The 24126-nt window shown below is 74.7% G+C and carries 23 protein-coding genes and 1 other RNA gene; 11 read left to right on the top strand and 13 right to left on the bottom strand.

The window, feature by feature from the left end; genetic code table 11:
• The first annotated feature begins 282 nt into the window (after positions 1-282).
• Positions 283-1356, top strand: a complete 1074-nt coding sequence (locus tag ACI789_RS19125; RefSeq protein WP_457010952.1) for a potassium channel family protein — start codon at positions 283-285, stop codon at positions 1354-1356.
• A gap of 62 nt (positions 1357-1418) precedes the next feature.
• Here ACI789_RS19125 and ACI789_RS19120 read toward each other — a convergent pair whose 3' ends face one another.
• Positions 1419-2966 carry an adenylate/guanylate cyclase domain-containing protein gene (locus tag ACI789_RS19120; protein WP_457010951.1) on the bottom strand — a complete coding sequence of 516 codons (1548 nt, stop codon included), beginning with the start codon at positions 2964-2966 and terminating at the stop codon, positions 1419-1421.
• An 8-nt stretch (positions 2967-2974) separates the two neighbouring features.
• The gene (locus tag ACI789_RS19115) at positions 2975-3598 is read right to left on the bottom strand and encodes a PadR family transcriptional regulator (protein WP_457010950.1); all 624 of its coding nucleotides are present in this window, start codon (positions 3596-3598) and stop codon (positions 2975-2977) included.
• Between the two features lie 73 nt (positions 3599-3671).
• Between ACI789_RS19115 and ACI789_RS19110 the strand changes: the two genes are divergently transcribed.
• Positions 3672-4571: a class I SAM-dependent methyltransferase gene (locus ACI789_RS19110; RefSeq protein WP_457010949.1), complete on the top strand. Its 900-nt coding sequence runs from the start codon at positions 3672-3674 to the stop codon at positions 4569-4571.
• Here ACI789_RS19110 and ACI789_RS19105 read toward each other — a convergent pair.
• The 4 genes from ACI789_RS19105 to ACI789_RS19090 all read right to left on the bottom strand — a co-directional run bounded on the left by ACI789_RS19105 (position 4537) and on the right by ACI789_RS19090 (position 8813).
• On the bottom strand, positions 4537-4983 hold the full coding sequence (locus ACI789_RS19105) for an SRPBCC family protein (protein ID WP_457010948.1): 447 nt from the start codon (positions 4981-4983) through the stop codon (positions 4537-4539). The genes ACI789_RS19110 and ACI789_RS19105 overlap by 35 nt on opposite strands.
• 22 nt (positions 4984-5005) lie before the next feature.
• Positions 5006-6529, bottom strand: a complete 1524-nt coding sequence (locus ACI789_RS19100) for a sugar ABC transporter ATP-binding protein (RefSeq protein WP_457010947.1) — start codon at positions 6527-6529, stop codon at positions 5006-5008.
• A 2-nt stretch (positions 6530-6531) separates the two neighbouring features.
• Positions 6532-7632 carry a sugar ABC transporter substrate-binding protein gene (locus tag ACI789_RS19095; protein WP_457010946.1) on the bottom strand — a complete coding sequence of 367 codons (1101 nt, stop codon included), beginning with the start codon at positions 7630-7632 and terminating at the stop codon, positions 6532-6534.
• A gap of 116 nt (positions 7633-7748) precedes the next feature.
• Positions 7749-8813, bottom strand: coding sequence for an ABC transporter permease (locus ACI789_RS19090; protein WP_457010945.1), 1065 nt, complete (start codon positions 8811-8813; stop codon positions 7749-7751).
• A 366-nt stretch (positions 8814-9179) separates the two neighbouring features.
• On the opposite strand from ACI789_RS19090, the gene ACI789_RS19085 reads away from it, so the two are divergent.
• Positions 9180-9731, top strand: a complete 552-nt coding sequence (locus ACI789_RS19085; protein WP_457010944.1) for a cupin domain-containing protein — start codon at positions 9180-9182, stop codon at positions 9729-9731.
• 8 nt (positions 9732-9739) lie between these two features.
• Here ACI789_RS19085 and ACI789_RS19080 read toward each other — a convergent pair whose 3' ends face one another.
• Positions 9740-10708, bottom strand: coding sequence for an AraC family transcriptional regulator (locus tag ACI789_RS19080; RefSeq protein WP_457010943.1), 969 nt, complete (start codon positions 10706-10708; stop codon positions 9740-9742).
• A 169-nt stretch (positions 10709-10877) separates the two neighbouring features.
• On the opposite strand from ACI789_RS19080, the gene ssrA reads away from it, so the two are divergent.
• Positions 10878-11252, top strand: a transfer-messenger RNA (tmRNA) gene (gene ssrA / locus ACI789_RS19075).
• Positions 11253-11311: 59 nt separating this feature from the next.
• On the opposite strand, the gene ACI789_RS19070 is transcribed toward ssrA, so the two are convergent.
• Together ACI789_RS19070 and ACI789_RS19065 are read right to left on the bottom strand one after the other, a co-directional pair.
• On the bottom strand, positions 11312-11881 hold the full coding sequence (locus ACI789_RS19070; RefSeq protein ID WP_457010942.1) for a DinB family protein: 570 nt from the start codon (positions 11879-11881) through the stop codon (positions 11312-11314).
• A gap of 210 nt (positions 11882-12091) precedes the next feature.
• A complete protein-coding gene (locus ACI789_RS19065) occupies positions 12092-12988 on the bottom strand; it encodes a helix-turn-helix transcriptional regulator (RefSeq protein ID WP_457010941.1) in 897 nt (298 codons plus the stop codon).
• A gap of 128 nt (positions 12989-13116) precedes the next feature.
• On the opposite strand from ACI789_RS19065, the gene ACI789_RS19060 reads away from it, so the two are divergent.
• The 4 genes from ACI789_RS19060 (at position 13117) to ACI789_RS19045 (ending at position 18230) form a co-directional block, all read left to right on the top strand.
• A complete protein-coding gene (locus ACI789_RS19060) occupies positions 13117-13527 on the top strand; it encodes a (R)-mandelonitrile lyase (protein WP_457010940.1) in 411 nt (136 codons plus the stop codon).
• Positions 13528-13569: 42 nt separating this feature from the next.
• Positions 13570-14610: an NAD(P)-dependent alcohol dehydrogenase gene (locus ACI789_RS19055; RefSeq protein ID WP_457010939.1), complete on the top strand. Its 1041-nt coding sequence runs from the start codon at positions 13570-13572 to the stop codon at positions 14608-14610.
• Entirely contained in the window at positions 14607-15713 is a 1107-nt protein-coding gene (locus ACI789_RS19050) for an MFS transporter (protein ID WP_457010938.1), read from the top strand. Before ACI789_RS19055 ends, ACI789_RS19050 begins: the two co-directional genes overlap by 4 nt.
• Positions 15714-15872: 159 nt before the next feature.
• A complete protein-coding gene (locus ACI789_RS19045) occupies positions 15873-18230 on the top strand; it encodes a WD40 repeat domain-containing serine/threonine protein kinase (protein WP_457010937.1) in 2358 nt (785 codons plus the stop codon).
• Positions 18231-18315: 85 nt separating this feature from the next.
• On the opposite strand, the gene ACI789_RS19040 is transcribed toward ACI789_RS19045, so the two are convergent.
• Both ACI789_RS19040 and ACI789_RS19035 read right to left on the bottom strand, forming a co-directional pair.
• Positions 18316-18891, bottom strand: a complete 576-nt coding sequence (locus ACI789_RS19040) for a dihydrofolate reductase family protein (protein ID WP_457010936.1) — start codon at positions 18889-18891, stop codon at positions 18316-18318.
• A gap of 91 nt (positions 18892-18982) precedes the next feature.
• Positions 18983-19159, bottom strand: coding sequence for a hypothetical protein (locus ACI789_RS19035; RefSeq protein WP_457010935.1), 177 nt, complete (start codon positions 19157-19159; stop codon positions 18983-18985).
• Between the two features lie 221 nt (positions 19160-19380).
• On the opposite strand from ACI789_RS19035, the gene ACI789_RS19030 reads away from it, so the two are divergent.
• The 3 genes from ACI789_RS19030 to ACI789_RS19020 all read left to right on the top strand — a co-directional run bounded on the left by ACI789_RS19030 (position 19381) and on the right by ACI789_RS19020 (position 22545).
• The gene (locus ACI789_RS19030; RefSeq protein WP_457010934.1) at positions 19381-19944 is read left to right on the top strand and encodes a TetR/AcrR family transcriptional regulator; all 564 of its coding nucleotides are present in this window, start codon (positions 19381-19383) and stop codon (positions 19942-19944) included.
• A gap of 17 nt (positions 19945-19961) precedes the next feature.
• On the top strand, positions 19962-21161 hold the full coding sequence (locus tag ACI789_RS19025) for an MFS transporter (RefSeq protein WP_457010933.1): 1200 nt from the start codon (positions 19962-19964) through the stop codon (positions 21159-21161).
• Between the two features lie 196 nt (positions 21162-21357).
• Entirely contained in the window at positions 21358-22545 is a 1188-nt protein-coding gene (locus tag ACI789_RS19020; RefSeq protein ID WP_457010932.1) for an anti-sigma factor RsbA family regulatory protein, read from the top strand.
• Between the two features lie 10 nt (positions 22546-22555).
• Here ACI789_RS19020 and ACI789_RS19015 read toward each other — a convergent pair whose 3' ends face one another.
• Both ACI789_RS19015 and ACI789_RS19010 read right to left on the bottom strand, forming a co-directional pair.
• Positions 22556-23068: a DinB family protein gene (locus tag ACI789_RS19015; protein WP_457010931.1), complete on the bottom strand. Its 513-nt coding sequence runs from the start codon at positions 23066-23068 to the stop codon at positions 22556-22558.
• 37 nt (positions 23069-23105) lie between these two features.
• Positions 23106-24083 (bottom strand): ornithine cyclodeaminase family protein, encoded by a 978-nt coding sequence (locus tag ACI789_RS19010; protein ID WP_457010930.1) that lies wholly within the window; start codon positions 24081-24083, stop codon positions 23106-23108.
• Between the last annotated feature and the right edge of the window lie 43 nt (positions 24084-24126).

Genomic DNA, 24126 nt, shown 5'->3' with positions numbered 1-24126 from the left:
CCCCCCCCCCCCCCCCCCCCCCCCCCCCCCCCCCCCCCCCCCCCCCCCCCCCCCCCCCCCCCCCCGCCCCCCCCCCCCCCCCCCCCCCCCACGGCCCACCCCTCGCACGTCCCCGCGGAGAGGGTCCGAGCGGATGGCGACCGCTGACGCCGTGGGCCGTCGACCGCGGACGGGTCAGGGGTCCGCGGGGCCGCCCGGAGCCGGCGGCTGCACCGGCCCCGGCTCACCCGGAGGGGTGCGGCGCTCACGCGACGGCGCCTCCGGCTCACTATCGTCCGCGGGGTGACCTTCCCGACCGGCGACGGAACGCCCGAGCACGCCGGCGTCCAACTGGCGCACATCGAGGAGTCCCCGACCCGTCAGGTGTGGCGCCGGGTGGTCATCGCGGCCGCCGTCCTCGTCTTCACCGTGTTCATCGTGTGGCTGGACCGGGACAGCTACCGCGACGGCGACCAGGTCGGCATCGGGCTGCTCGACGCCGTCTACTACTCGACGGTGACCCTGTCGACGACGGGGTACGGCGACATCACGCCGATCACCGACGGTGCCCGGCTGGTCAACATCCTGGTGATCACCCCCCTGCGCATCCTGTTCCTGATCGTCCTCATCGGAACGACCCTCGAGGCGCTGACCGCGCGCTCGCGGGAGGAGTTCCGCATCCGTCGCTGGAGGTCCCGCGTGCGCCAGCACGTCATCGTGTGCGGCTACGGCACCAAGGGCCGCAGCGCGATCCGCTCGCTGCAGGCCAACGGCACGCCGCTGGAGCAGATCGTCGTCGTCGACCCCGAGCCCCGCGCCATCGACGAGGCCAACTCGGTCGGGCTCACCGGGATCGTCGGCGACGCCGGCCGCACCGAGGTGCTGCGGCGGGCCTCGGTGGAGCGGGCCCGGGCGGTCATCGTCGCGGCCAACCGGGACGACGCCTCGGTGCTCATCACGCTCACCGTGCGGCAGCTCAACCCGAGCGTCCCGATCACCACGTCGGTGCGCGAGGAGGAGAACGCCAACCTGCTGCGCCAGTCCGGCGCGGACACGGTCATCACCACGTCGGCCACCTCCGGCCGGCTGCTGGGCCTGTCCACCGACAGCCCGCGGGTGGTCGCCGTCGTCGAGGACCTCGTCACCGGCGGCCACGGCCTGGACCTCAAGCAGCGCCGGGTCACCGCCGACGAGGTCGGCCTGGGGCCGCGGCAGCTGCGCGACATCGTGCTGTCGGTGACCCGCGGCGGCCGGACGCTGCGGTTCGACGACCCGCTGATCGGCACGCTGCAGCCCGACGACGTCCTGGTGGTCGTGAAGTCCCACCCGACCGCCGGCCGGATGCCCACCGGCGGCGGGCAGGCCGCCGCCGTCTGAACGGCCCCCCTGCAGGGTCCCGCCGCGAGCCTGCGAGTGGCGGGGGGCAGGGGGGTCCTTTCTCAGCCGATCGTCAGCACCCAGGTCTGCGTCGGCTCGTCCCGGCCGCGCAGCTCGACCACCGTGCCGGGCGCCCAGTGCTGCGCCTCCAGCCCGCGCGCGGCCCGGATCACCTCGTTGGACACCACCGCGCGGCTCGGGTGGTCCTTGGCCAGGTCGGTGAGCCGCGCCGCCTCGTTCACCGGGTCGCCGATCACCGTGTACTCCAGCCGGCTGGCCGTACCGACCTGACCGGCCCACACCGGGCCGCAGGCGACCCCCACCCCGACGTCGACCTCGCCCGCGGCCGCGACGGCGGTGCAGATGCGCCGGGCCGCCCGCAGCGCCGCCCCGGCCGGGTCGGGGTGGTCGCTGGGAGCGCCGAAGACGCACAGCGCCGCGTCGCCCTCGAACTTGTTCACCAGTCCGCCGGCGTCCTCGACCGCCTCGACGACGATGGAGAAGAAGCGGTTGAGCAGGTCGACCATCTCCTCCGGCCCGGTGCGCCGGACCAGCGAGGTCGAGCCGGCGATGTCGACGAACAGCGCCGCCACCGTGCGCACGTCGCCCCGGAGGGATGCGCCGATGGCCAGGGCCTGCTGCGCGACCGTCGTCCCGACGTGGCGGCCGAACAGGTCGCGCAGCCGCTCGCGCTCGGCCAGCCCCTCGGCCATGGTGTTCACGCCCTCCTGGAGCAGGCCGATCTCGCCGGCGTCGTCCACCGTGACCCGGACGTCGTGGTCGCCCGTGCCGACCTGCTGCACCGCACGGCGCAGCGCCCTCAGGGGCAGGCCGATGGCCCGGGCGGTGAGCAGCGTGGCGAACAGCCCGACCAGGAGCGCCACGACGGCGAGGAAGACCACCGGCCCCCGCTCCGGACCCTCGGGGTTGCTGGGGTCGACGAACAGCAGCACCAGGCCCAGCAGCGGGACGCCGCTGGTCAGCCCCCAGGTCAGCAGCAGCCGCGGCCGGACGCCGAGCCGGAGCGCACCGGTCGGCGGGTGCGCGGCCAGCGCCCGGGCGGTCACCCCGCGCGCGACGCGGCCGGTGAGCAGGTAGGTCACCCCCGTGGTCACCACGCCGCCGAGCAGCGCGGCCAGGGCGATCCGCACGCCGACCGCCGGGAACGGCGAGACGACGGCGCCCACGACGCCGACGAGCAGCGCGCCGCCGGCCCAGGTGAGCGCCGCGATCACCGCGATGTCCAGCGGCAGCCGGAGCGCGCGCTCCGCCTCCGCGGGGCTGGGCTCGCGGCCGGCGTTCAGCCACTCGGTCGTGCACCGCTGCTGGCGGAATCCGGCCAGCGTGCCCAGCGGCAGCGCGACGGCGAGGTAGCCCAGCGCGGTCAGCACGATCGTCGTCCGGCCGCTGCTGCCCTCGGCGTCCACCGACAGGCCGACCAGCAGCAGCGCCACCGACCCGACACCGACGAGGTTGGCGGCGACGACCAGCAGCGCGATGAACGGCACCGCCCGCCGCCCGGCGGGCTCCCACTGCCGCACCGTCTCCAGCCGGTGGACGACGTCGGGCCGCGCCTCCTCCGGCGGCGACGGGACCGGCGTGCGGGTCATGGACGGGCTCACCAGTCGGCCCGGCGGGCGATCTCGGCGACCTCGGCCGCGTCGGCGCGCGCGCCCGCCGGGGCGGCGGGCCACTCCGCCACCTGGGCACTGGCCCAGTCCGCCCAGTCGGCCACGAGCCGGTAGAAGTCGGTGAGGAACCGGCCGGCCAGCACGTTCTCGGGCAGCCGGTCGGGGAACGGGCCGCGCCCGGCCGCGTAGGCCTCCGCGGCCGACCGGTTCTCCCGGTTGCGCTCCTCCGCCCACGCCCTCGCGGCCGCCAGGGTCGCCAGCACGTCCTCCTTCGTCCCGTGCTCGGCGAAGCTGACCTTGAGCAGCTGCTCGAACTCCAGGACCGGGCCGGTCCCCGGCTCACGGTGCCAGGCGGCCAGCGCCTCCCGGCCGGCGTCGGTGATCGAGTAGACGGTCCGCGACCGCTTGCCCACCGGTTCGGTCCGCGCCGTCGCCAGGCCGTGCGCGACGAGCTTCTTGGGCTCCTCGTAGAGCTTGCTCTGCGCCCGCGGCCACATCCGCCCGAGGCTGCGGTCCATCTGCCGGGTCAGCTCGTAGGTGCTCCACGGCCGGACGGCGAGCAGGCTGAGGATGGCGTACGAGGTCGTGGTGAGCCCACCAGGGGTTGACATGGTCCTCCCAAGGGGAGTAAGCCGTCTGCACAGTCCCCTTGGGAGCAGAATAGCGGCCGAGAAGGTGACCACGGTGACCGACACCACGACGCTCCGTGTCGATCCGGGCAACGCCGAGCAGGCCCGCGCCTGGGACGGCGGCGAGGGGGCGTACTGGGCGGCCCACGCCGACCGCTACGACGACGCCGTCCGCGACCTGCACCCGGTGTTCCTGGCCGCGGCCGCGATCGGCCCCGCCGACCGGGTGCTCGACGTCGGCTGCGGCAACGGGCGGACCACCGTCGACGCCGCCCGGCTCGCCTCCGCCGGCCACGTCCTCGGGGTGGACCTCTCCGCCCGCATGCTGGAGGTGGCCCGGGCGCGGGCACGGACGGCGGGGCTGACCAACGCGACCTTCGTGCAGGCCGACGCCCAGGTCCACCCGTTCGAGCCGGCCGCCGCCGACGTGGCGATCAGCCGCAGCGGCGCCATGTTCTTCGCCGACCCCGTCGCGGCGCTCACCAACGTCGCGGGGGCGCTGCGGCCGGGCGGCCGGCTGGTGCTGCTCACCTGGCAGCCGGTCCAGCGCAACGAGTGGATCTCCGCGCTCGTGTCCGCCCTCGCCGCGGGCCGCGAGCTCCCCCTGCCCCCGCCGGACCGGCCGGGCCCCTTCGGGCTCAGCGACCCCGAGCGGATCTCCGACGTCCTCTCCCGCGCCGGCTTCACCGACGTGCACCTGGAGTCGCTCGAGGGGTCGCTGTACCTCGGCCGGGACGCCGCCGAGGCCGAGGAGTTCGCGCTCGGCCAGGCCGGCTGGATGCTCGAGGGGCTCGACGACGCCGGACGCGCACGTGCGGTCGAGACGCTGCGCGACTCACTCGCGGCGCACGAGACGACCGACGGCGTGGCCTACGGGTGCGCGGCCTGGCTGGTGACCGCGCGCCGCGCAGCCGGGCCGGTCAGCTCCGCTCCAGGTGCTCCCGCAGCCGGTTGAGGTCCTGGCGGTTGGCCCGCCGCATCGCCGTCGCCATGATCGGGCGGACCACCCGCGAGAAGCCGCTGGGCCGGCCGCGGTTGCGCAGCGTCATGCGGGTGCTGCCGTCGTCCAGCGGCTCCCAGGTGTACGTGGTCTCCATCGGGAACGGTCCCTGCGCCGTCCGCATGACCAGCCGCCGTCCCGGCTCCAGTTCGACGACCTCGTAGGTGTAGGCCAGCCGCCGGCCGAGGAAGGTCGCGACGAAGTCCATGCGGGAGCCGACGGCGACCGGTGGCGGGGTCCGCCACTCGACCGACGCGATGTTCGCGTACCACTCGGGGGCGTTGGTCGGGTCCCCGGCGTAGGCGGCCACCTCCGCGCAGGGACGGCGGACCACCGTCTCGGTCACGACGTCGACGTCCTCCGCCACCGCGACACCTCCCGTCGCCCGCTCAGCCGGTCGCGGCGGCGTCCGCCGGCGCGACGCCGGTGTTCATGACCTCCAGGATCGTGTGCGCGTCGAGGTGCCGCCCGGTCAGCCGGGCACAGACGCGCCCGTCGTAGAACACGACGACCTCGTCGCAGACCGCCGCCAGTTCCCGCGGGTCGGACGACGCGACGATCTGCACCGCCCCGCGGTCGGACAGCCCGCGCAGCAGGTTGTAGATCTCCGCCTTGGCGCCGACGTCGATGCCCCGCGTCGGGTCGTCGAGCAGCAGGACCGACGGCGCGGCCTCCAGCCACTTGGCGAACACGACCTTCTGCTGGTTGCCGCCGGAGAGCATGCCGACCTCCTGGTCGACCGACGGCGTCTTGATGCCCAGCCGCGCGACGTGCTCGCGGGCGCGTTCGCGCAGCCGCGCGGCGCGGACGAACGCGCCGTCCCGGCGCAGCGCCACCGACCCGACCTGGCCGACGTTGTCCCAGATGGGCTTGTCGAGCATGACCCCGAAGCGCTTGCGGTCCCCGGACACGATCGCGACGCCCTGGCTGATCGCCCCGCGGATGCTCGGCTTGAGCGGCGCGCCGTCGGGGAGGACGACCCGCCCGTCGTCCGGCCGGAGCACCCCGGCGGCGACGCTGAGGACGGCGCGGTGCCCGGAGCCGGCCACCCCCGCCAGCCCGACGACGCGGCCGCACGGGACGGCGAGGTCCACCTCCCGCAACTGCCCGCGGACGGTCACCCCCTCCAGCCGCAGCGCCGGCCCCGCCTCGTCGATGGCCTGCCCCTGGTGGGAGCGCTCCTCGACGATGGCCGCCACCTTGTCGCCGAGCATGTGCGCGACGATCCGGTCGACGGTCAGCGTGTGCGCCGGCGCGGCGGCCACCGCGATCCGGCCGTCCCGCATGATCGTGACCTCGTCGCTGACCGCGAGCACGTCCTCGAGGTGGTGTGACACGTAGACGACGGCCACGTCGCGGTCCCGCAGCCGCCGCACCACCTCGTGCAGCCGGTCGGCCTCCTCGGCGTGCAGGGCCGAGGTGGGCTCGTCGAGGATCAGCACCCGCGGGTCGGTCACCAGCGCCCGGGCGATCTCCAGGAGCTGGCGCTGGTCGAGCGGCAGGTGCTCGACCGGGTCCTCGAGCCCGACGTCCAGCCCGAGCTCGGCCAGCACCGGCCGGGCCCGCTCGGCCATCCGGCGGCGGTCCACCAGCGGGCCCCGGCGCATCTCCCGCATCGGGAACAGGTTGGACAGCACGTCCAGGTCGGGGAACAGGCTCAGTTCCTGCGACACCACCGCGATGCCCTGGTCGACGGCATCGGCCGTCGTCCCGGGCCGCAGCTCGCGCCCGTCGAGGCGCAGGGCACCCGCGTCCGGCCGGATCGCGCCGACGAGGACCTTGATCAGCGTCGACTTGCCCGCACCGTTCTCCCCCAGGAGGGCGTGCACGCTGCCGGGGCGGATGGTGAGGTCCACCCCGGCGAGCGCGACGACGCCGCCGTACGCCTTGCGGATGCCCTGCGCCTCGAGCACGACTAGTTCGCCTCTTCCAGGGGCTTGATCGGCGGGTTGGCGAGCTGCTCGTCGATGATGTCGCCGTAGTACTCGCGCTTGTTCTCGTTCGACTCCTGGCGGGCCTGGATGTCGGCGACGTTCTCCTGGGTGACCAGCTCCGCGGTGCTCACCCACCAGCCCTCGAACAGCTCCCGCTCGCCCAGGGCGTTCTCGATGAGCAGCCGGGTGGCCAGGTAGCCCTTCAGGAAGTGCTGCGGGTCGGCGGCGGCGAAGTTGGTGCCGTCGGCCACGGCCTCCAGCCCGGCCTCGTTGAGGTCGAACGCGCCGGTCAGGTAGCGACCCCCGCTGTCCCGGTTGATCCGGGCCAGGGAGGCGAGGGCGGCGTCGCCGGCGTCGAGGAACACCGAGGCCTCGCTGTTGGCCGACACCAGGTTGCTCCAGGTGCTGAAGTTCGCCGTCGGGTCCGGGGCGCTGGCCACCGGGCCGACGACCTGGAAGCCCGGCATGTCCTGCTCGAAGGCCTGCTTCATGCCCAGGGCCCGGTTGTCCAGCGCGGGCACGCCGGGGATGGGGCTGGCGACGACGGCCGAGCCGGCGGTGGTCCCGGCCTCCTGCAGGCGGCGGATCGCCTCCTCGGCCAGCATCGACCCGGCCGCGACGTTGTCGTTGCCCAGGTAGCTGGTCACGTTCGAGCCGGGCAGCGGAGCGGTGTCGACGGCCAGGACGGGGATGCCCTGCTGCACCGCGCGGGCCTCGGGCCGGACCAGCAGGTCGGGGGTGAGCGTCATGATCGCGATGCCGTCGGTGGCGGTGCGCATCGCGTCCTCGACCATCTTGACCTGCGCCGGCCCGTCGAGCTTGGTGGGCGCGATCGCCTGGACGTCGACGCCGAACTCCTCACCGGCGGCCTCGGCACCGGCCAGCATCTCCTGCGAGAAGTTCTGGCTGCCGTCGGCGGCGATGAAGGCGATGTTGAGGTCCTCGGCCGCGGCGGCGTCAGCACCGCCACCGCCACCGCCGCCACCGCCGTCGTTGCCGCCGCAGGCGGCGACGAGCACGACCATGGCCGTGGCGAGCAGCGCGGGACCGGTGCGGCCGGTCCCGCCCGAACGTGTGCGCACGATGTTCCTCCTGGGGGATGGTGCCCGGGTCCGGGCAGGGTGGGGACGCCCCAGACGGGCGGAGCGAGGGGCTCGCCTGGGTGATCGGGGACGGACGCCCGGGGAGGCGCCGGGTGCTACAGCGAGGGGGCGCTGGTGCGCGCGGCCGTTCGTCGACGGCGGACGACGCTGTCGAGGGAGACCGCGGCGAGGATGACCGCGCCGGTGGCGAACTGGTTCCAGTTGATCGGGACGCTGAAGTAGGCCAGGCCGCTGGCGACGACGCCGAGCAGGACCGCCCCCAGCGCCGCGCCGACGATGGTCGCCTTGCCGCCGGCCAGCGAGGTGCCGCCGATGACGGCGGCGGCGATGGCCAGCAGCTCGTAGCCGGTGCCGGTGTTGGGGTCCGAGGCACCCAGGTAGCCGATGGTGAGCACCCCGGCGAGTCCGCCGAGCGCGCCGCTGAGCACGAACGCCTGCATCCGGACGCGGTTGACCGGGATGCCGCTGAAGGCGGCGGCCTCGGGGTTGGACCCGATCGACCGGACCCGGTAGCCGAACGGCGTGGCCCGCAGGACGACGGTGAGCACCAGGGCCACCAGGACCAGGACGATCCCGGGGACCGGGACGCCGGCGACGTCGCCGCCGACCACCTGTGAGAACGAGTCGTCGACCGGCGGCCCCAGCACCTGGGTGCCCTCGCTGAGCGCGAGGGTGAGGCCGCGGAACATGGCCAGCGTCGCGAGGGTGGCGACGATCGACGGCAGCTTGAAGTACTGGATGAGCAGCGCGTTGAACAGTCCCAGCAGTCCGCCGACCACGATGGCCAGCAGCGCGCTCAGCCACGAGTTCAGCCCGCTCTGCACGAGCATCGCGCAGGCCAGCGCCGTGAGCGCGTAGATGGAGCCGACCGACAGGTCCAGCTCCCGCATCGCCAGCAGGAACGCCATGCCGCAGGCCAGGATCCCGATGTAGGTCGCCTGGTTGAGGATGGCCATCAGCTGGTCGAACTGCAGGAAGCGCGGGTAGAACGCGCCGATCGCGAGGACCAGCACGACCGTGGCGATGAGCACCCCGAGGTACTCCTGCGAGAGCACCGTCCGGCCCGCTCGGCGCAGCGAGCCGTCTCCGCCGGGGCGGCCCCCGGCCGGTCCGGGCTGGGTGCCGGCGGCCGACTGCGGCGAGACCGCGGCCTCGCTCATCGGCGCGGGTCGGCCGGGAGCGGCCGGTCGTTGGCGACGTCCACGTGGTTCTCCTCCGTCGTCCCCGGGTGGGGCGGTCCGCGCCCGCAGCGCGGGCCGGGCCGGGGTGCCCGATTTTCTCGTTCGCAGTGCGAACACCTGTCCGCTGTTGACGCAGGACCATGAGCGAGCCCCGGGGCGTTGTCAAGCACACGTGTGAGACGAGTCTCGCTTTCGTTATCGAGGCTTCACCAGGCGCGAAAGGGGTCGCGCGAACCGGACAGCGGGCACGCGATCGGGATAGCCGGGTCGGCCGATCGGCCCTACCTTCCGCGGGTCAACCGGGGGCGCGACCGCTTACCGGACAGCTGCCCGGGAGGCGATGGCGTGGCCGACTACAACCCGTTCGCCAGCGAGGTGGAGCCGGCGACGACGACGCGGAAGGTGCGCCGCCTGGTCACCGGCCTCGACGCCGAGGGCCGCTCCACGATCGTGATGGAGGACCACGGGCGGCACGCCGCCGCCGGCCACGGGGTGCCGACCTACGTGGCCACCCAGCTGTGGCGGACCGAGGACTCCCCCGCGGACAACACCGGGCCGCTGCGCGACCCCTACGACACCGACCAGCCGCTCAGCGTCGGGCCGCCGCAGCGCGGCACGATCTTCCGCACGCTCGAACTCCCGCCGGACCGGGAGTGGCGATTCGACGCCGACGGCAACGAGATCCGCCCGCTGGCGTTCCACACCACCCGCTCCATCGACTACGCGATCGTGCTCAGCGGCGAGATCTGGGCGGTCCTGGACGCCACCGAGGTCCGGATGACCGCCGGCGACGTCCTCGTGCAGCGCGGCACCGCGCACGCCTGGTCCAACCGGTCCGACGAGCCGTGCCTGTTGGCCTTCGTGCTGGTCGGCGGCAACCTCCCTGGCGAGGCCTGAGCCGCAGGTCAGCCGGCGCGGGTCCGAGAGGGCAGCTCCCCGAACCGGGCGCGGTAGGCGGCCGAGAACCGGCCGAGGTGGGTGAACCCGCACGAGAGCGCCACCTCGGTGACGCTGTCGTCCCCCGCCGCCAGCCGACGACGCACCTCGTCGAGCCGGACGTCGCGCAGGTAGGTCATCGGCGAGACGCCGAACGCGGCGCCGAAGGCCTCCTGGAGCCGGCGCGTGCTCGACCCGGCCGCGGCCGCCACGTCGGTCACCGTCAGCGGCTCGGCGAAGTGGTCGTGGATGAACTCCTGCGCCCGCCGGACGGTGCGCGGCCGCAGCGGGCTCGCGACGTCGGCCAGGGCCGTCGAGTAGCTGTGCGGCTGAGCGGCGAGCAGCCCGGCCACCAGCGTGCGGATCTGCCGCCGGCGCACGTGCGGGGAGTCCATCAACCCGGGCGCGTCCAGCTCGGCCAGGGTGAACTGGACCAGCGAGAGCCAGGAGCGGCCGGCGCCGGAGCGCAGGTCGAAGGCGGGGATCCACCGGACCGGGCCGGGAACGGGGCGCCCGAGCATGCCCTCCAGCTCGCTCTCCACGAGCGCGCGGCTGAGCTTCATCCCGACCAGGCCGCTGCCGGCTCGGGCACGCAGCTCGTGCCGCTCCCCCGCACCGTGCACCGCGGCCGACCCCGGCTGCACGAGCACCTCGTCGCGACCACTGACCGCGACCACCGAACCGGAGAGGACGAGGTTGACGTGGTAGGTGGTCGAGCCCTGGTCGGGGGTGACCTGCACCCCGCCGCCCGGGCGGATGTAGCCGAAGGTGAAGTCCGGCTCGTGCAGCGCGTGCAGCACCGAGGGGGCCGGGAACCGTCCGGCCGCCTCCGGCCGCACCCTCGCCGGGTAGTAGACGGCGTTGAGCCGGGCGGTGAACTCGGAGACGTCACTGGAGCGGCACAGCGGGAAGCGCTGCAACAGCGGTGCCGAGGTCATCGGGCCCCTTGCGACGTGACGGTGGACACAGTGGCGCTCCACGGTAGATGGCCGTCCCCCGCTGCGACAGGTCCGGCCCCTGAGACCGGCTCGTGTCGCCCGGTCGTGTCATCGCGGACGGGGAACAACTGGGCGGCGGACCCGGTTACCCTGTCTGCACAACTACACAGGGGGTGAATGGTCTCGACTTCGGTCGGGTGGCCAGGGGAAGCGAGCCGAGGAAGCCGACGATGAGCTCGTTAACCACGCGTCGGAAACCAATCAAGCGCCGACTCCAGTCAGCGCGACTTCGCCCTCGCTGCCTGAGCAGCGTAGGCGGGTCTGTCAGCCCGGGTTCGTCATCGGCCCGGATCCTGGCATCAGCTAGATGACTCACCGTGCGTGCCGGTCGCGGGCGCGCACGGGACACCGCACAGCGACTGGGCCCGTCACATCGACTTGTTCGTGGGATCGATGGGGCCGAGCAGAGACGGAGCGGACTGCGCTCGGAGAAGCCCTGGACATGCGTCGAAGGACGCGGGTTCGATTCCCGCCACCTCCACCCCAGAGATGACGAACCGCCCCGGACCACGAGGTCCGGGGCGGTTCGTCGTCTGTTTCTGCTCAGACCGCGGCTGGGGGCTGTGCGATCGGCGGGTCCTCCCCGACCAGGCCGTCCACCGACTCGCGGATCAGGTCGGCGTGGCCGACGTGGCGGGCGTACTCCTCGATCAGGTCGATGAGCAGGCGGCGCAGGCTGGCGACCTCACCGTCGGGCCAGCCCGAGCCCAGCCGGCCCAGTCCGCCGTCGGTCAGCGCCTCCGCGACCACAGCCCGAGAGCGGGCCACCGCGTCCTGCCAGAGCGCGTGGAGCTGTTCGGGTGAGTCCTGGGCGGCTGTGAGCCAGACCCAGTCGGGTTCGGCGTCCCAGTCGGCGGTGTCCCACGGAGCTCCCGGACTCCGGCCGAGGAACTTGGTGGAGAACGTCAGGGCCTCGACGAACGCCAGGTGTTTGAGCAGGCCGCCCAGCGTGATCGACGACGTGCCCACCGTGGCGCGCAGGCCCGCCTCGTCCAGGCCCCCGGCCTTCCACGCGAGCGTGGCGCGCTGGCGTTCCAGGGAGCCGAGCAGCGTCGCGACCTCGTCGCCCGCCAACGGGGGGCCCGCGTGTCCCTGCACGTCCGTGTCCGTCACGACGGTGACTCCAAGTGGCTCAGACGACACCCCAGCCTGCTCGGCCACGATGGGCACAGTGAGGTGGAGCGGGTATCAGCCGGTACCGCGACGGGTGCCGATTGCGCCTGGCACGGGTGCCCGCTCGTACGCCGCCCTGTAGCCACGGACGGCTGGCCCCGGCTTCCGTCGTCCGGGGCTGGTGTCGTGCCGTGTCGTTGCCGGCCGGGGTCAGCGCCGGTCGGTGGCGTGGGGAGCCGGGTCAGGCGTCGAGGCGGCGTTGGTCGCTGCCCAGCTGGCCAGGAGCTTGAGTGCGTCGTCGGAAGGCGTGCCCGGTTCGGCGGTGTAGATGGTCAGGCGCAGGTCCGAGCGGTCCTCGGCGGGGAGGTCGAGGGTGCAGTAGGTGAGGTCGAGCGCGCCGACCACGGGGTGGTGGAACTGCTTGGCGCCGTTGTGGTGGATGCGGACGTCGTGGGCGGCCCAGCGGGTGCGGAACTCCTCGCTGAGCGTCGAGAGCTCTCCGACGAGTTCTCGCAGTTGCGTGTCCCGCGGACGACGGCCGGCCTCGGCGCGCAGCAGGGCGACGGCGATGTTGGCCGCGCCCGCCCAGTCGCGGTAGTAGTCGTGCGCCGAGGGGTCGAGGAACTGGAACCGGGCGAAGTTGGCCGGCCGCCGGGGGCTGTCGAACATCGGTGAGTGCAGCGCCCACCCCAGCGTGTTGGTGGCGAGGATGTCCAGGCGGCCGTTGGCGACGAACGCGGCCGAGCCGGTCATCGAGTCCAGCATCCACTGCACCCGCGGCGGGATCGGCGCCTTGCAGCGGCGCTGCGGCGCCCGGGTCGGCTTGGCCGCGGCGCGAGCCAGGTCGAACAGGTAGGTCCGCTCGGCCTCGTCCAGTTGCAGTGCCCGGGCCACCGCCTCGAGGACGTCCTCGGAGACACCGGCGATGTGGCCCTTCTCCAGGCGGGTGTACCAGTCGGTGCTCACCCCGGCCAGGACGGCGACCTCCTCCCGGCGCAGGCCGGGCACCCGCCGCCGACCGCCGCCGGGCAACAGCCCCGCCTGCTCCGGGGTGATCCGGGCCCGCCGGCTGGCGAGGAAGTCGCGGATGTCGGAGCGGTTGTCCACGCCATCGACGCTACGTCTCGTGGCCGGTGGAGGGAGGTCGAGCTACCACCCCCCACAAACCCGACCTCCCACGCCCGCGGGTGGCGGCGTTCCGTGGAGTGCACCGCCCATCCACTCGCGAGGTAGCCGTGCACATCACCCGCAGCTCGATCGACACCGTCAAGGGACCCGCCGACTGGTTCACCGGCGACGTCTACATCGACGCCGTCGCCGCCGCACCCGCGCCGTCCCGGGTCAGCGCCAACCTGGTGCACTTCACGCCCGGCGCGCGCACCCACTGGCACCGCCACCCGCTGAGCCAGACCGTCTTCGTCACCGAGGGCGTCGGCCTCTGCCAGCGCCGCGGTGGGCCGGTCGAGGTCATCCGCCCCGGCGACCGTGTCCTGTTCGAGGCCGACGAGGAGCACTGGCACGGCGCCGCGCCGAACCGGCTGATGGTCCACCTGGCCATCAACGAGGCCGACGCCGACCACGCCGTCGTGCACTGGCTGACCCCCGTCACCGACGAGGAGTACGCCACCGCCCCCGCCGTCGACTGACGGCCATCCCCCCGAACCACCGAGACGAGGAGCACCCCACTCATGCGCGTCAACGCCTACGCCGCCCCCGCCGCCGGCCAGCCCCTGGCCCCCACCACCGTCGACCGCCGCGACGTCGGCCGGAACGACGTGCTCATCGAGATCACGCACGCCGGCATCTGCCACTCGGACATCCACACCGTCAACGGCGACTGGGGCCCGCAGCCCTTCCCCGTCGTCCCCGGCCACGAGATCGTCGGCGTCGTCACCGAGGTCGGCGCCGACGTCAGGACGCACCGGGTCGGCGACCGGGTCGGGGTCGGCTGCATGGTGGACTCCTGCCGCGAGTGCGCCAGCTGCCGCAACGGCGACGAGCAGTACTGCCTGAACGGGATGGTCGCCACCTACGCGGGCACCGACCGGGACGGCACCACCACCCAGGGCGGCTACTCCACCCACGTCGTCGTCGACGCCGACTTCGTGCTCCGCGTGCCCGACGGCATCGACCCGGCGGCCGCCGCGCCGCTGCTGTGCGCCGGCATCACCACGTACTCCCCGCTGCGCCGCTGGGGCGCCGGCCCGGGCACGCGGGTCGCCGTCGTCGGCCTCGGCGGGCTGGGGCACCTGGCCGTCGAGCTCGCCGCCGCGATGGGCGCCGAGGTGACCGTGCTGTCGCAGTCGCTGAAGAAGCAGGAGGACGGGCTGCGGCTCGGCGCCACCGACTACTTCGCCACCAGCGACCCCGACACCTTCCCGCAGCTGGCCGGGCGGTTCGACCTGATCGTCAACACCGTCAGCGCCCCGATCGACGTCGACGCCCACCTCGCCCTGCTGCGGGTGGACGGCGCGCTGGTCAACGTCGGCGCCCCGGCCGAGCCGCTGAGCCTGAACGTCATGTCGCTGATCGGCGGCCGCCGCTCCTACGCCGGCTCGATGATCGGCGGCATCGCCCAGACCCAGGAGATGCTGGACTTCTGCGCGCAGCACGGCATCGGTGCCGAGGTCGAGGTCATCGCCGCCGACCAGGTCAACGAGGCCTACGAGCGCGTGCTCGCCTCCGACGTCCGCTACCGGTTCGTCATCGACACCGCCACCCTGCGGTGACGGCGGACCCCCTGACGCACCCGTCCGGGGCGACGGCACCGGCCGCCGCCCCGGCCGGGGGCCTCGGCCCCCAGGGCCGGCTGCCGTTCGTCGTGTACGTGCTGGCCGTCGGCACGTTCCTCATGCTCACCACCGAGTTCGTGGTGGCCGGCCTGCTGCCGGAGATCGCCGGCGACCTCCGGGTCGGCGTGGGCCAGGCCGGGCTGCTCATCACGGTGTTCGCGGTCGGGATGATCGTCGACTCACCGACGATGGCGCTGCTGACCCGGCGGATGCCGCCACGGACGACGCTGGTGCTCGCCCTCGGCATCTTCGCGGCAGGGCACGTCGTCGTCGCCCTCGGCTCGAGCTTCCCGCTGCCGCTGGGCGCCCGGTTCGTCACCGCGTGGGCGACCGGGGCGTTCTGGTCGGTGGCCTCGGTCGTCGCGACCCGCGCCGCCGGCCCCGCCGCGAGCTCCCGTGCGCTGGGACTGGTCGGCGCCGGCGGCATGCTGGCCAACGTCGCCGGAGTACCGCTGGGCGCGTTAGCCGGCCAGCTGTCCGGATGGCGGGGGCCGTTCTGGGCCCTGGCCGCCCTCGCGCTGGTCGCCGTGCCGCTCATCGCCCGGCACGTCCCCCGTGAGGACGACCGGCGGCCGACCTCCCTGCGGTCGGAACTGGGTGCGATGCGGTCCGGCCGGCTGTGGCTGGCGCTGGCCGCCTGCGCGACCACCACCGGCGGCGTCCTGTCGGCCTACTCCTTCGTCTCCCCGCTGCTGACCGACCGCGCCGGGATCGCTCCCGGGTGGCTGCCCCTGGTGGTGCTGCTGGTGGTCCTGCTCGGGCTGCTCGGCCTGAGCCCAACCCGGTGCTGTCGGCGTTCGCGGTCCGCTTCTCCGGCATCGCACCCACGCTGGGTGTGGCGATGTCCGTGGCGGCGTACAACCTCGGCACCGCGGTCGGCTCCGGGATCGCCGGGCGCCCTCGACTCCGGGCTCGGGGCCACCGGTCCCGGCGTGGTCGGCGTCAGCATCGCCGCGCTGACCCTCGTCCCCACGGTCGCCCTCGCCCGGCTCCGTCGGGCCGATCGTCCTGCGAGCCACCGGGTGGCCCAGCCCGCATGACCGTGAGGCAGAGGCCGGTGCCGTGCGCCAGCCTCTGGAGCCTCGCGAGCGCGGGGAGTCAGGACGACGCGAGCACCACCGTCTCGTCCGTCCGGGCGTGCAGACCGTCCGGTGGCGCCGGAACTAGCATCGTCTTCCTCGCCGTGCGAGGAGGACGCCGTGTCGCTGGCGCCAGGAGACGTGTTCGCCGGGTACACCGTGCTCCGGCAGCTGGGGCAGGGCGGCATGGGCGCGGTCTACCTCGCCCAGCACCCCCGGATGCCGCGGTTCGTCGCGCTGAAGCTGCTCCGCGCCGAGCTCTGCGCCGACCCGGACTTCGCCCGGCGGTTCGAGCACGAGGTCGAGACCCTCGCCGGACTGTCCCACCCCCACATCGTCTCGATCCTCGACCGCGGCCAGCACGACGGGCAGCTGTGGCTGAGCATGCAGTACGTCGACGGGGTCGACGGCGAGACGGCGCTCCAGGCCGCCGGCGGCCTCCTGCCCGCCGACCGGGTCCTGCACATCGTCACCGGGGTCGCCGCCGCGCTGGACCACGCGCACAAGCGCAACCTGGTGCACCGGGACGTCAAACCGGCCAACGTGCTGCTCACCGCGCCCGGCGACGACGAGGCCGAGTGGGTGTTCCTGACCGACTTCGGCATCGCCAAGTCCCTGGACGCCGACACGCAGCTGACCCGCACCGGCGACGTGGTCGCCACGTTGGAGTACGCCTCCCCGGAGCAGATCGAAGCCGCGCCCCTGGATGCGCGCTCCGACGTGTACTCGCTGGGCTGCGTCGCCCACCGGATGCTGACCGGCAGCGTCCCGTTCCCCGGAGGGTCGGTCACCGCCAAGATGCGCGGGCACCTGCTCCTGCCCCCACCGCGTCCGACCGACCTCGTCCCGTGGCTGGCGCCGGCGGTGGACGACGTCGTGACGCAGGCGATGGCGAAGGACCCCGCACAGCGGTTCCCGACCTGCCGCGCGCTCGCCGCGGCGCTCGCGGACGCGATCGACGCCTTCCCCGCACCTCCGCCTCCTCCGTACCGGGTGCAGCTGAGGCGCACCGGGTCGGGCCCGCCGTCGACCGTGGGACCGATGAGCAGCGACGAACTGGCGAAGGCCGAGAGCGAACGCCTCGCCGACCTGGTCCGCAGGACCCGGTTCTTCGACCTCCCCGAGTCGCTGGTCGACCTCCCCTCCGCCCCGGCCGGCTCCTCACCCACACCCGCGACCGTGACCATCGAGATCGTCTCCCGCGACCGCGTCCGGAGGGTGGTCCTCGACCCGGCCGGTCCTGGACGCCCACAGGCGCTGGTCGACCTGCTCGCGACGGTGGAAGCCGCCGGTCCGGCACCGCCGACCGAGCCGACCACCCGAGCACGGGTCCCGGCGCCGGCGGTGTTCCCCGAACCGTCCACCACCGGACGAACGGTCGTCGACGCCCGCACCGCGCCGGTGGCAGCCGGCGCGCCCGCGCACCCCACCGGGCCGCACGGAGCCCGGGCCCTGGCCGGGGGGCCGGTCCCCCTCCCTCCCCCACGGACGGCGGTGCCGGACCTGCCCCTGCTGTCGACGTCCCCGGGGGAGGGAGGGTCGCTCGGGTGGACCGCAGCGGCGCCGACGATGCTGCGCGGCCACGAGACAGGCGGCTCCCTGGACGAGGGGGTGCGGTGCGTGGCGTTCTCCCCCGACGGGGGGCTGCTGGCCGCCAACGGTGACGACGAGACCGTGGAGCTGTGGGACCCGCGGACCGGCGAGCACCTGCGCACCCTCACCGGCCACGGCAGCTGGGTCCACACCGTCGCGTTCTCCCCCGACGGACGGCTGCTCGCCACCGGCAGCGACGACCGGACCGTGCGGCTGTGGGACCCGCAGACCGGCGAGCAGTCCGGCGCCCTCACCGGCCACGGCAGCTGGGTCCACACCGTCGCGTTCTCCCCCGACGGACGGCTGCTCGCCACCGGCAGCGACGACGAGACCGTGCGGCTGTGGGACCCGCGGACCGGTGAGCAGCTGCGGGTCCTCACCGGTCCCCAGCACTCGGTCGCGGCGGTCGCGTTCTCCCCGGACGGACGGCTGCTCGCCGTCGGCAGTCGCGACAAGGCCGTGCTGCTGTGGGATCCGCAGAGCGGCAAGCGGTGGACCCCCCGGAGCGGCAAGGGCCTGCACACCCGCACCGGCCATTCGAACGGGGTCAGGACGGTCGCGTTCTCCCCCGACGGGCGGCTGCTCGCCACCGGCGGTGGCGACGAGGCCGTGCGGCTGTGGAACCCGCGAACGGGCAAGCGCGTGCACGCCCTGAGCGGCCCCGCGAACGGGGTCAGGACGGTGGCGTTCTCCCCCGACGGGCGACTGCTGGCCGCCGGTGGCCACGACGAGGCCGTGCGGCTGTGGGACCCGGGGACCGGCGAACAGGTGGGTGCCCTCACCGGCCACCGGGAGTGGGTCGCGGCGGTGGCGTTCTCCCCCGACGGGCGGCTGTTCGCCACCGGCTGCGAGGACGGTGGGGTCCGGGTGTGGCACGGGAGCTGACCTCCGCGGGCGCGGGGAGACCAGGGCCCCCGGCGCCGGCCGACCCACGGGTGCGGTCGGGCGCGCCGGCGGCCGCTGCGCCGGCTCAGCGCCGTCGCGAGTAGTACAGGACGGCGTTGCCCCCCGGATGGGTCTGCACCTGGTCCAGCTCGAACCGGGTGGGGGCGAACCGGTCACCGAAGGCCGTGCGACCCGCGCCGGCGACGACCGGGTAGTACTTGACCACCAGGCGGTCGATCTCGTCGAGGAGCTGACCGGCCAGTCGCCCGCCTCCGGCGAGGTAGACGTCGAACCCGGTCTCCTCCTGCTTGAGCGCCCGAACGGCGGCGACCGGGTCGTCGCGCACGACGGTCACGCGCGGGTCCCGTGACTCGAGCGTGCGGGACACCACGAACTGGCGCAGGTGGGCGTACGGGCTGGTCACCCCGATCTGCAGGGCCGGCTCGTAGGTGCGCCGGCCCATGACGACGGTGTCGAAGCGCCGGTTGAGCGTCGCGTCGATGCCCAGGTGCCGGCGGACGTGCGTGGGCAGCGCGTCGGCGAACTCCGTGGCCATCCACTGCTGGTACGGCTCCGACGCCGGGTAGAAGTCGACCTGGTCATCGGGCCCGGCGATGAAGCCGTCGAGGGAGAGCCCGATGTAGTAGACGAGGTCCCGCACGCCGCCTCCTCCCTCCGCACCGGGGCCGTCCTGCGGCGCGGTTCGCGGGTCCCGGAGCCGGCCGGACCCGGGAGCTCCCCGCGCCGGCTCCTCACGGGGCTCCGGTGCGCCCCCGGTCCTCGGCGCCGTCGTCAGCAGGAGGCGTGGCCGGGACCGGCGCGCCCGGGGCGGCTCCCTGGTCCCCGCCGCCGCGGTCGTCGTCCTGCCGGTCCCTGCCCTTCACGTCGTCGCTGCGCGGGTGGTCGGAGGCGCTCTGACGGTCCTGCATCGCACACCTGCCCGGGTCGCGATCTGCTGGCGCGGCGCAGTCCTACCCTGCCGGCCACTCCGCCACGCCCCTCCTCGGCTCGCGCGCACGGCGACCCCGATGTGTACGGTTGTTCTCATGAGCCTCCGGTCCGCGATCCCCGACACCGGGACGAGCCGCACGCGGCCGAGCCGACCACCATCGGCGACGACCGTCGTCCGCACGCCGGCGGCGACCGGCCGGTGAGCGCCGCTCCCGCTCCGGCGCGGCGGGCCCGCCGGTACGACCCGGGACGGCGCGACCGGCTGGTGGACACCGCGCTCGACGTCATCGCCGAGCAGGGCGTCACCGCCGCCACGCACCGGGCCATCGCCCGCGCCGCCGACGTTCCCCTGGGGTCGCTGACCTACCACTTCGCCTCGCTGACCGACCTGCTGGCCGCGGCGTTCACCCGGCACGTCGACACGGTCGCGGCCCGCTTCGACGAGCGCATGCGCGCCGCGCACGACCGGGCGGCGGCGCTCGAGGCGCTGGTCGAGCACCTGACCGGCGACCTGCTCGGCTCCTCCCGCGACCTGGTGCTCGCCGTCGAGCTCTACGTCGCCGCGGCCCGGAACCCGGCGCTGCGCGCGGTCACCCAGGACTGGATGTCCCGGAGCCGCCGCAGCCTGGAGCGCCACCTCGACCCGGTGACCGCGCGGGAGGTCGACGCGCTGGTCGAGGGGCTGGTCCTGCACAGCGCCCTGTCCACCGACCCGATGGACACCGCTCAGATCCGCTCCGCCCTCTCCCGGCTCGCCGGCTGACACACCGACAGGACACCGTGGACACACCCACGCTCGACGCCGCGCGCCTGCGCCGTGCCCGCGGCGCCGTCGCCGCCTGCTTCTTCCTCAACGCCGTCTTCTACGCCGGCCTCGTCCCGCGGCTGCCGGAGGTCAAGGCGCAGCTCGGGCTGAGCAGCACCGCCTTCGGCACGGCGCTGGCAGCGCTGCCGCTGGGCGCGCTGCTGGCCGGCCTGTCCTCCGCCGTGCTGATCCGCCGGTTCGGCTCGGGCCGGGTCGCCTCCTACGGCCTGGTGCTGCTCGGCGTCACCGTGTGGACGGCGTCGGTGGCCCCCAACTGGTTCGGCCTCGCCGCGGCGCTGCTGGTGGCCGGCGCGCTGGACGCGATCATCGACGTCGCCCAGAACGCGCACGGGCTGCGCGTGCAGCGCCTCTACGAGCGCTCGATCCTCAACGCCTTCCACGGCATCTGGAGCATCGGCGCGGTCGCCGGCGGGCTGCTCGGCTCGGCCGCGGCCGGGCTGGGCGTGCCGCTCGTCGTCCACCTCGCCGCCTCGGCCGTCGTCTTCGGCGCCGTCGCGCTGGTCGCCTCGCGGGCGATGCTGCCCGGCCGGGACGACCCCGCACCGGCCGCCGACGAGCACCCCCGGGAGCGGCCGCGCCGGCGAGCCGCCGTCCCGGCGCTCGCGGTGCTCGGCGTGCTGGCCGCCTGCGGGGCGTTCGTCGAGGACGCCGGGTCCTCGTGGAGCGCGCTCTACCTGCGCACAGAGCTCACCGCCGGCGCGGCCACCGCCGGGCTGGGCTTCGTCGCGCTGTCGGTGGCGATGACCGTCGGGCGGCTGACCGGCGACCGCGTCGTCGACCGGTTCGGCCAGCGCCGGGTGGCCCGGGCCGGGGGTGCGCTCACCGCGGCGGGGATGGGCCTGGCCCTGGCGTGGCCGTCGGTGCCGAGCACGCTGGCCGGCTTCGCCCTGGCCGGTCTCGGCGTCGCCACCCTCATCCCGGCCGTCTACCAGGCGGCCGACGAGCTGCCCGGACTGCCGCACGGGCTCGGGCTGGCGGCGATCAACTGGCTGCTGCGGATCGGCTTCCTCGTCTCGCCGCCGCTGATCGGCGCGCTGGCGGACGCGACCAGCCTGCGGGTCGCCCTGCTCACGGTGGTGCTCGCCGGGATCGGCACGCTGGTGCTCGGCCGGGTACTGCCGGGCCGGCGGGCCGCGGGCCGGCCCGCCGGCTGACCCGCCGGTCCGGCCGGCTCGGGAGCCCGGGCCCGTCGTCGAGGTCGCCCGGGCGGCATCTCCTGCCGCCGTCGGTGACTACCCCCGGGCCCGCGGGGTATCTCAGGTCCCTACGGGCGACCCCGCCGTTCGCGGCCCGGCTGATCGACCTGTCGCCGGCGTCCTACCTGCGGCCAGCAGAGCTGGGAGCGCAGTCATGAGAACCGGTGCCGCGCACGGTCAGGTCGGGAACTTCCACGAGGCCGGGTTCTACCGCTCCGACCCGGAGTTCCTGGCGCTGGTCGTGCCGTTCGTGACCGAGGGGGTGGCCGCCGGCGAGCCGGTCGTCCTCGGGTACGACTCCCGCAAGAGCGACCTGGTCCGGGCGGCGCTGCCCCGGCTGGACGGGGTCACCTTCATCGGCGACCAGAGCCTCTACGCCTCCCCCGCGCGCGCCATCGAGGCGTACCGGCAGCAGTTCGAGCAGCACCTGGCGACCGGCGCCGGGCAGGTCCGGATCGCCGGCGACGTCCCGCACGAGGGCAACGGCGGGCGGTTCGACGGCTGGGACCGGTACGAGTCCGCCGTCAACACCGTCTGGCAGGACTACCCCGTGTGGAGCCGCTGCCTGTACGACGCCACCACCGTGGCCGACGACGTGCGCGACGTCGTCGAGCGCACCCACCGCCGCCTCGTCACCGCGGACGGCGGCGCCAGCGCCAGCGCCCGGTACCAGGACGTCGCCGAGTTCTCGTGCCTGCCGCCGACGGCCGACGCGCTCGAGGTGACCACTCCGGCCCTCCGGCTCACCAACGTCTCGCTCAAGCAGGTCCGGCGCCGCGTCGCGGCCGCGGCATCGGGACGGATCAGCGCTCCCGCGCGCGACGACCTGCTGTTCGCGCTGTCCGAGGCCGTCGTCAACGCGGAGCTGTACGGCCGGCCACCCACCACCGTCCAGGTCTGGACCGGACCGGATCGGGTCGTCGTCCACGTGCACGACACCGGCCCCGGCCCGGCCGACCCCCTGACCGGGCTCGTCCCCGCGCCCGACAGCGCGACCGGTGCCGGTCTGGGCCTGTGGCTCAGCCACCAGCTCGACGACGTGGACATCGCCCTCATCGCCGCCGACGGCTTCACCGTGCGGTTGCGCAGCGGGCTACTGCCCGTCCCGGCCGAGAGCACTGCGTCCACCGTCGCGCTCCGCACCGGCACGCCGCACGGGGTCGCGCCCGGCCCGGGCAGCGTGCACGTGGTCGACGGGGACGACTCGTCGCTCTGCGGCCTCGTCGACGCGGAGGTCCTCGTCCCGCTGGACGGCCCGTCCTGGTCCGAGGTGCCCCTCGGCCATCGCTGCCCGCCGTGCCAGCTCCTCGCGCCCGGCGACGACGGCCTCGGGCCGCCGTGACCCGGGGGCCTCAGACGCCGGTCGCGCCGTCGATGCGCTCGCGGATGAGGTCGGCGTGGCCGGCGTGCCGGGCGTACTCGGCGATCAGGTGGTTGTAGATCCACCGCAGCGTGACCTGCCCGCCCATGAACGGGCTGGTCCGGTCCAGGTCGCGCCCGGCGCAGTTGGCCCGGCTCCGCGCGACCTCCTCCTCCCAGACGGCACGGGCGGTGGCCAGCGAGGCATCCGGGGCCAGGTCGAAGCCGCCGTCCGGGCCGTCGGGGTCGGCGGACGGGTCGTGGATGGGCGGGACCCGCTCCTCCAGCAGCACCCGCCAGAACCAGTTCCGCTCGACCTCGGCCATGTGCTGCACGAGCCCGAGGAGGGTCAGCGGCGACGGCGGCACGGAGGGCGTCCGCAGCTGCTCGTCGGGGAGCCCCTCGCACTTGCCGATCAGCGTGGCCCGGTAGAAGTCCAGCCAGCCCTCCAGCGTCGCCCGCTCGTCGGCCTGGAGGGGCGGCATGCCGCGCTCGGTCGTCGTCATGCCCGCGATGGTGTCAGCCCGCTGCCCGGCGCCGGTCTCACATGGTCAGCCGGTGGCCCACGCCCGTGCGACAGGCGGCCGCGAAGACCAGACCGGCGGCCGCGGCGTCCTGCACCGCCACGCCGACGGACTTGTACAGGGTGAGCTGGTCGGGGGTCGTCCGCCCGGGCCGCCGTTCCTCGACCAGCTCGCCGATCTCGACGACGTCGTCGGGCAGCAGCAGGCCGCGGCCGAGGGGGTCGGCGAGGTCGTTGCTGCCGACCGGGTAGGCCGCCAGCGCGGTCTCCCGGCGCTCGACCGCCACGAGGGCGTCGGCGACGGTGTCGTCGTCCACCTCGCGGCCGGTCGCGGTGAAGCCGACCGAGGTCACGTGCGTGCCCGGGTCGAGCCACTCCCGCCGGACGACCGGCTCCTCCGCCGCGGTGGCGGCGCACACCAGCCCGGCGCCGCGGGTGGCGTCGTCCCACGAGGGCACCGCCCGCGCCGGCAGCCCCGCCGCGCGCAGGTCGGCGGCGAGCGACTCGGCCCGCTCCGGGTGCCGCCCGGCGACGCGCACGTCCTCGAGGTCCCGGACGGCGCGGACGGCCAGCGCGTGCGCCCGGGCCTGGACGCCGGTGCCCAGCACGGCCAGGACGGCGGCGTCGGGCCGGGCCAGGAGCCGCACCGAGAGGGCGGAGCAGGCCGCGGTCCGGGCCGCGGTGATCGCGTTGCCGTCCATCAGCGCGCACGGCGTCCCGGTCTCCGGGTCGAACAGCGAGATCAGCGCCTGGTGCGTGGGGGTCCGGGGGGCGGCGTTGCCCGGGAACACCGAGAGCACCTTGACCGCCAGCCACCCGAGCGTCGGGCTGTAGCCCGGCATCGCCGCGAGGAGGCCCCGGTCGTCGACGCGCGCGGCCACGCGCGGCGGGACCGAGGCCCGCCCGGCCGAGAGGTCGGCCATCGCCGTCGCCAGGGCGTCGACCAGGTCACCCACGTCGAGCAGCTGCTCGACGTCCCGCCGTCGCAGGAGGAGCACCGCACGATGCTGCGCGCGCGGGCCGCCGCCGGTCAATCGCTGC

The sequence above is a fragment of the Geodermatophilus sp. SYSU D00965 genome, assembly GCF_054050075.1.
Note: the sequence above shows the minus strand (reverse complement) of the source record. Positions and strands in the feature narration are given on the sequence as shown.

Excerpts from the sequence above, each read along its gene's own strand:
- ACI789_RS19090 (WP_457010945.1), bottom strand. The coding sequence starts at position 8,813 with ATGAGCGAGGCCGCGGTCTCGCCGCAGTCGGCCGCCGGCACCCAGCCC.
- ACI789_RS19035 (WP_457010935.1), bottom strand. The coding sequence starts at position 19,159 with ATGCAGGACCGTCAGAGCGCCTCCGACCACCCGCGCAGCGACGACGTG.
- ACI789_RS19115 (WP_457010950.1), bottom strand. The coding sequence starts at position 3,598 with ATGTCAACCCCTGGTGGGCTCACCACGACCTCGTACGCCATCCTCAGC.
- ACI789_RS19020 (WP_457010932.1), top strand. The coding sequence starts at position 21,358 with ATGAGAACCGGTGCCGCGCACGGTCAGGTCGGGAACTTCCACGAGGCC.
- ACI789_RS19055 (WP_457010939.1), top strand. The coding sequence starts at position 13,570 with ATGCGCGTCAACGCCTACGCCGCCCCCGCCGCCGGCCAGCCCCTGGCC.
- ACI789_RS19015 (WP_457010931.1), bottom strand. The coding sequence starts at position 23,068 with ATGACGACGACCGAGCGCGGCATGCCGCCCCTCCAGGCCGACGAGCGG.
- ACI789_RS19080 (WP_457010943.1), bottom strand. The coding sequence starts at position 10,708 with ATGACCTCGGCACCGCTGTTGCAGCGCTTCCCGCTGTGCCGCTCCAGT.
- ACI789_RS19120 (WP_457010951.1), bottom strand. The coding sequence starts at position 2,966 with ATGACCCGCACGCCGGTCCCGTCGCCGCCGGAGGAGGCGCGGCCCGAC.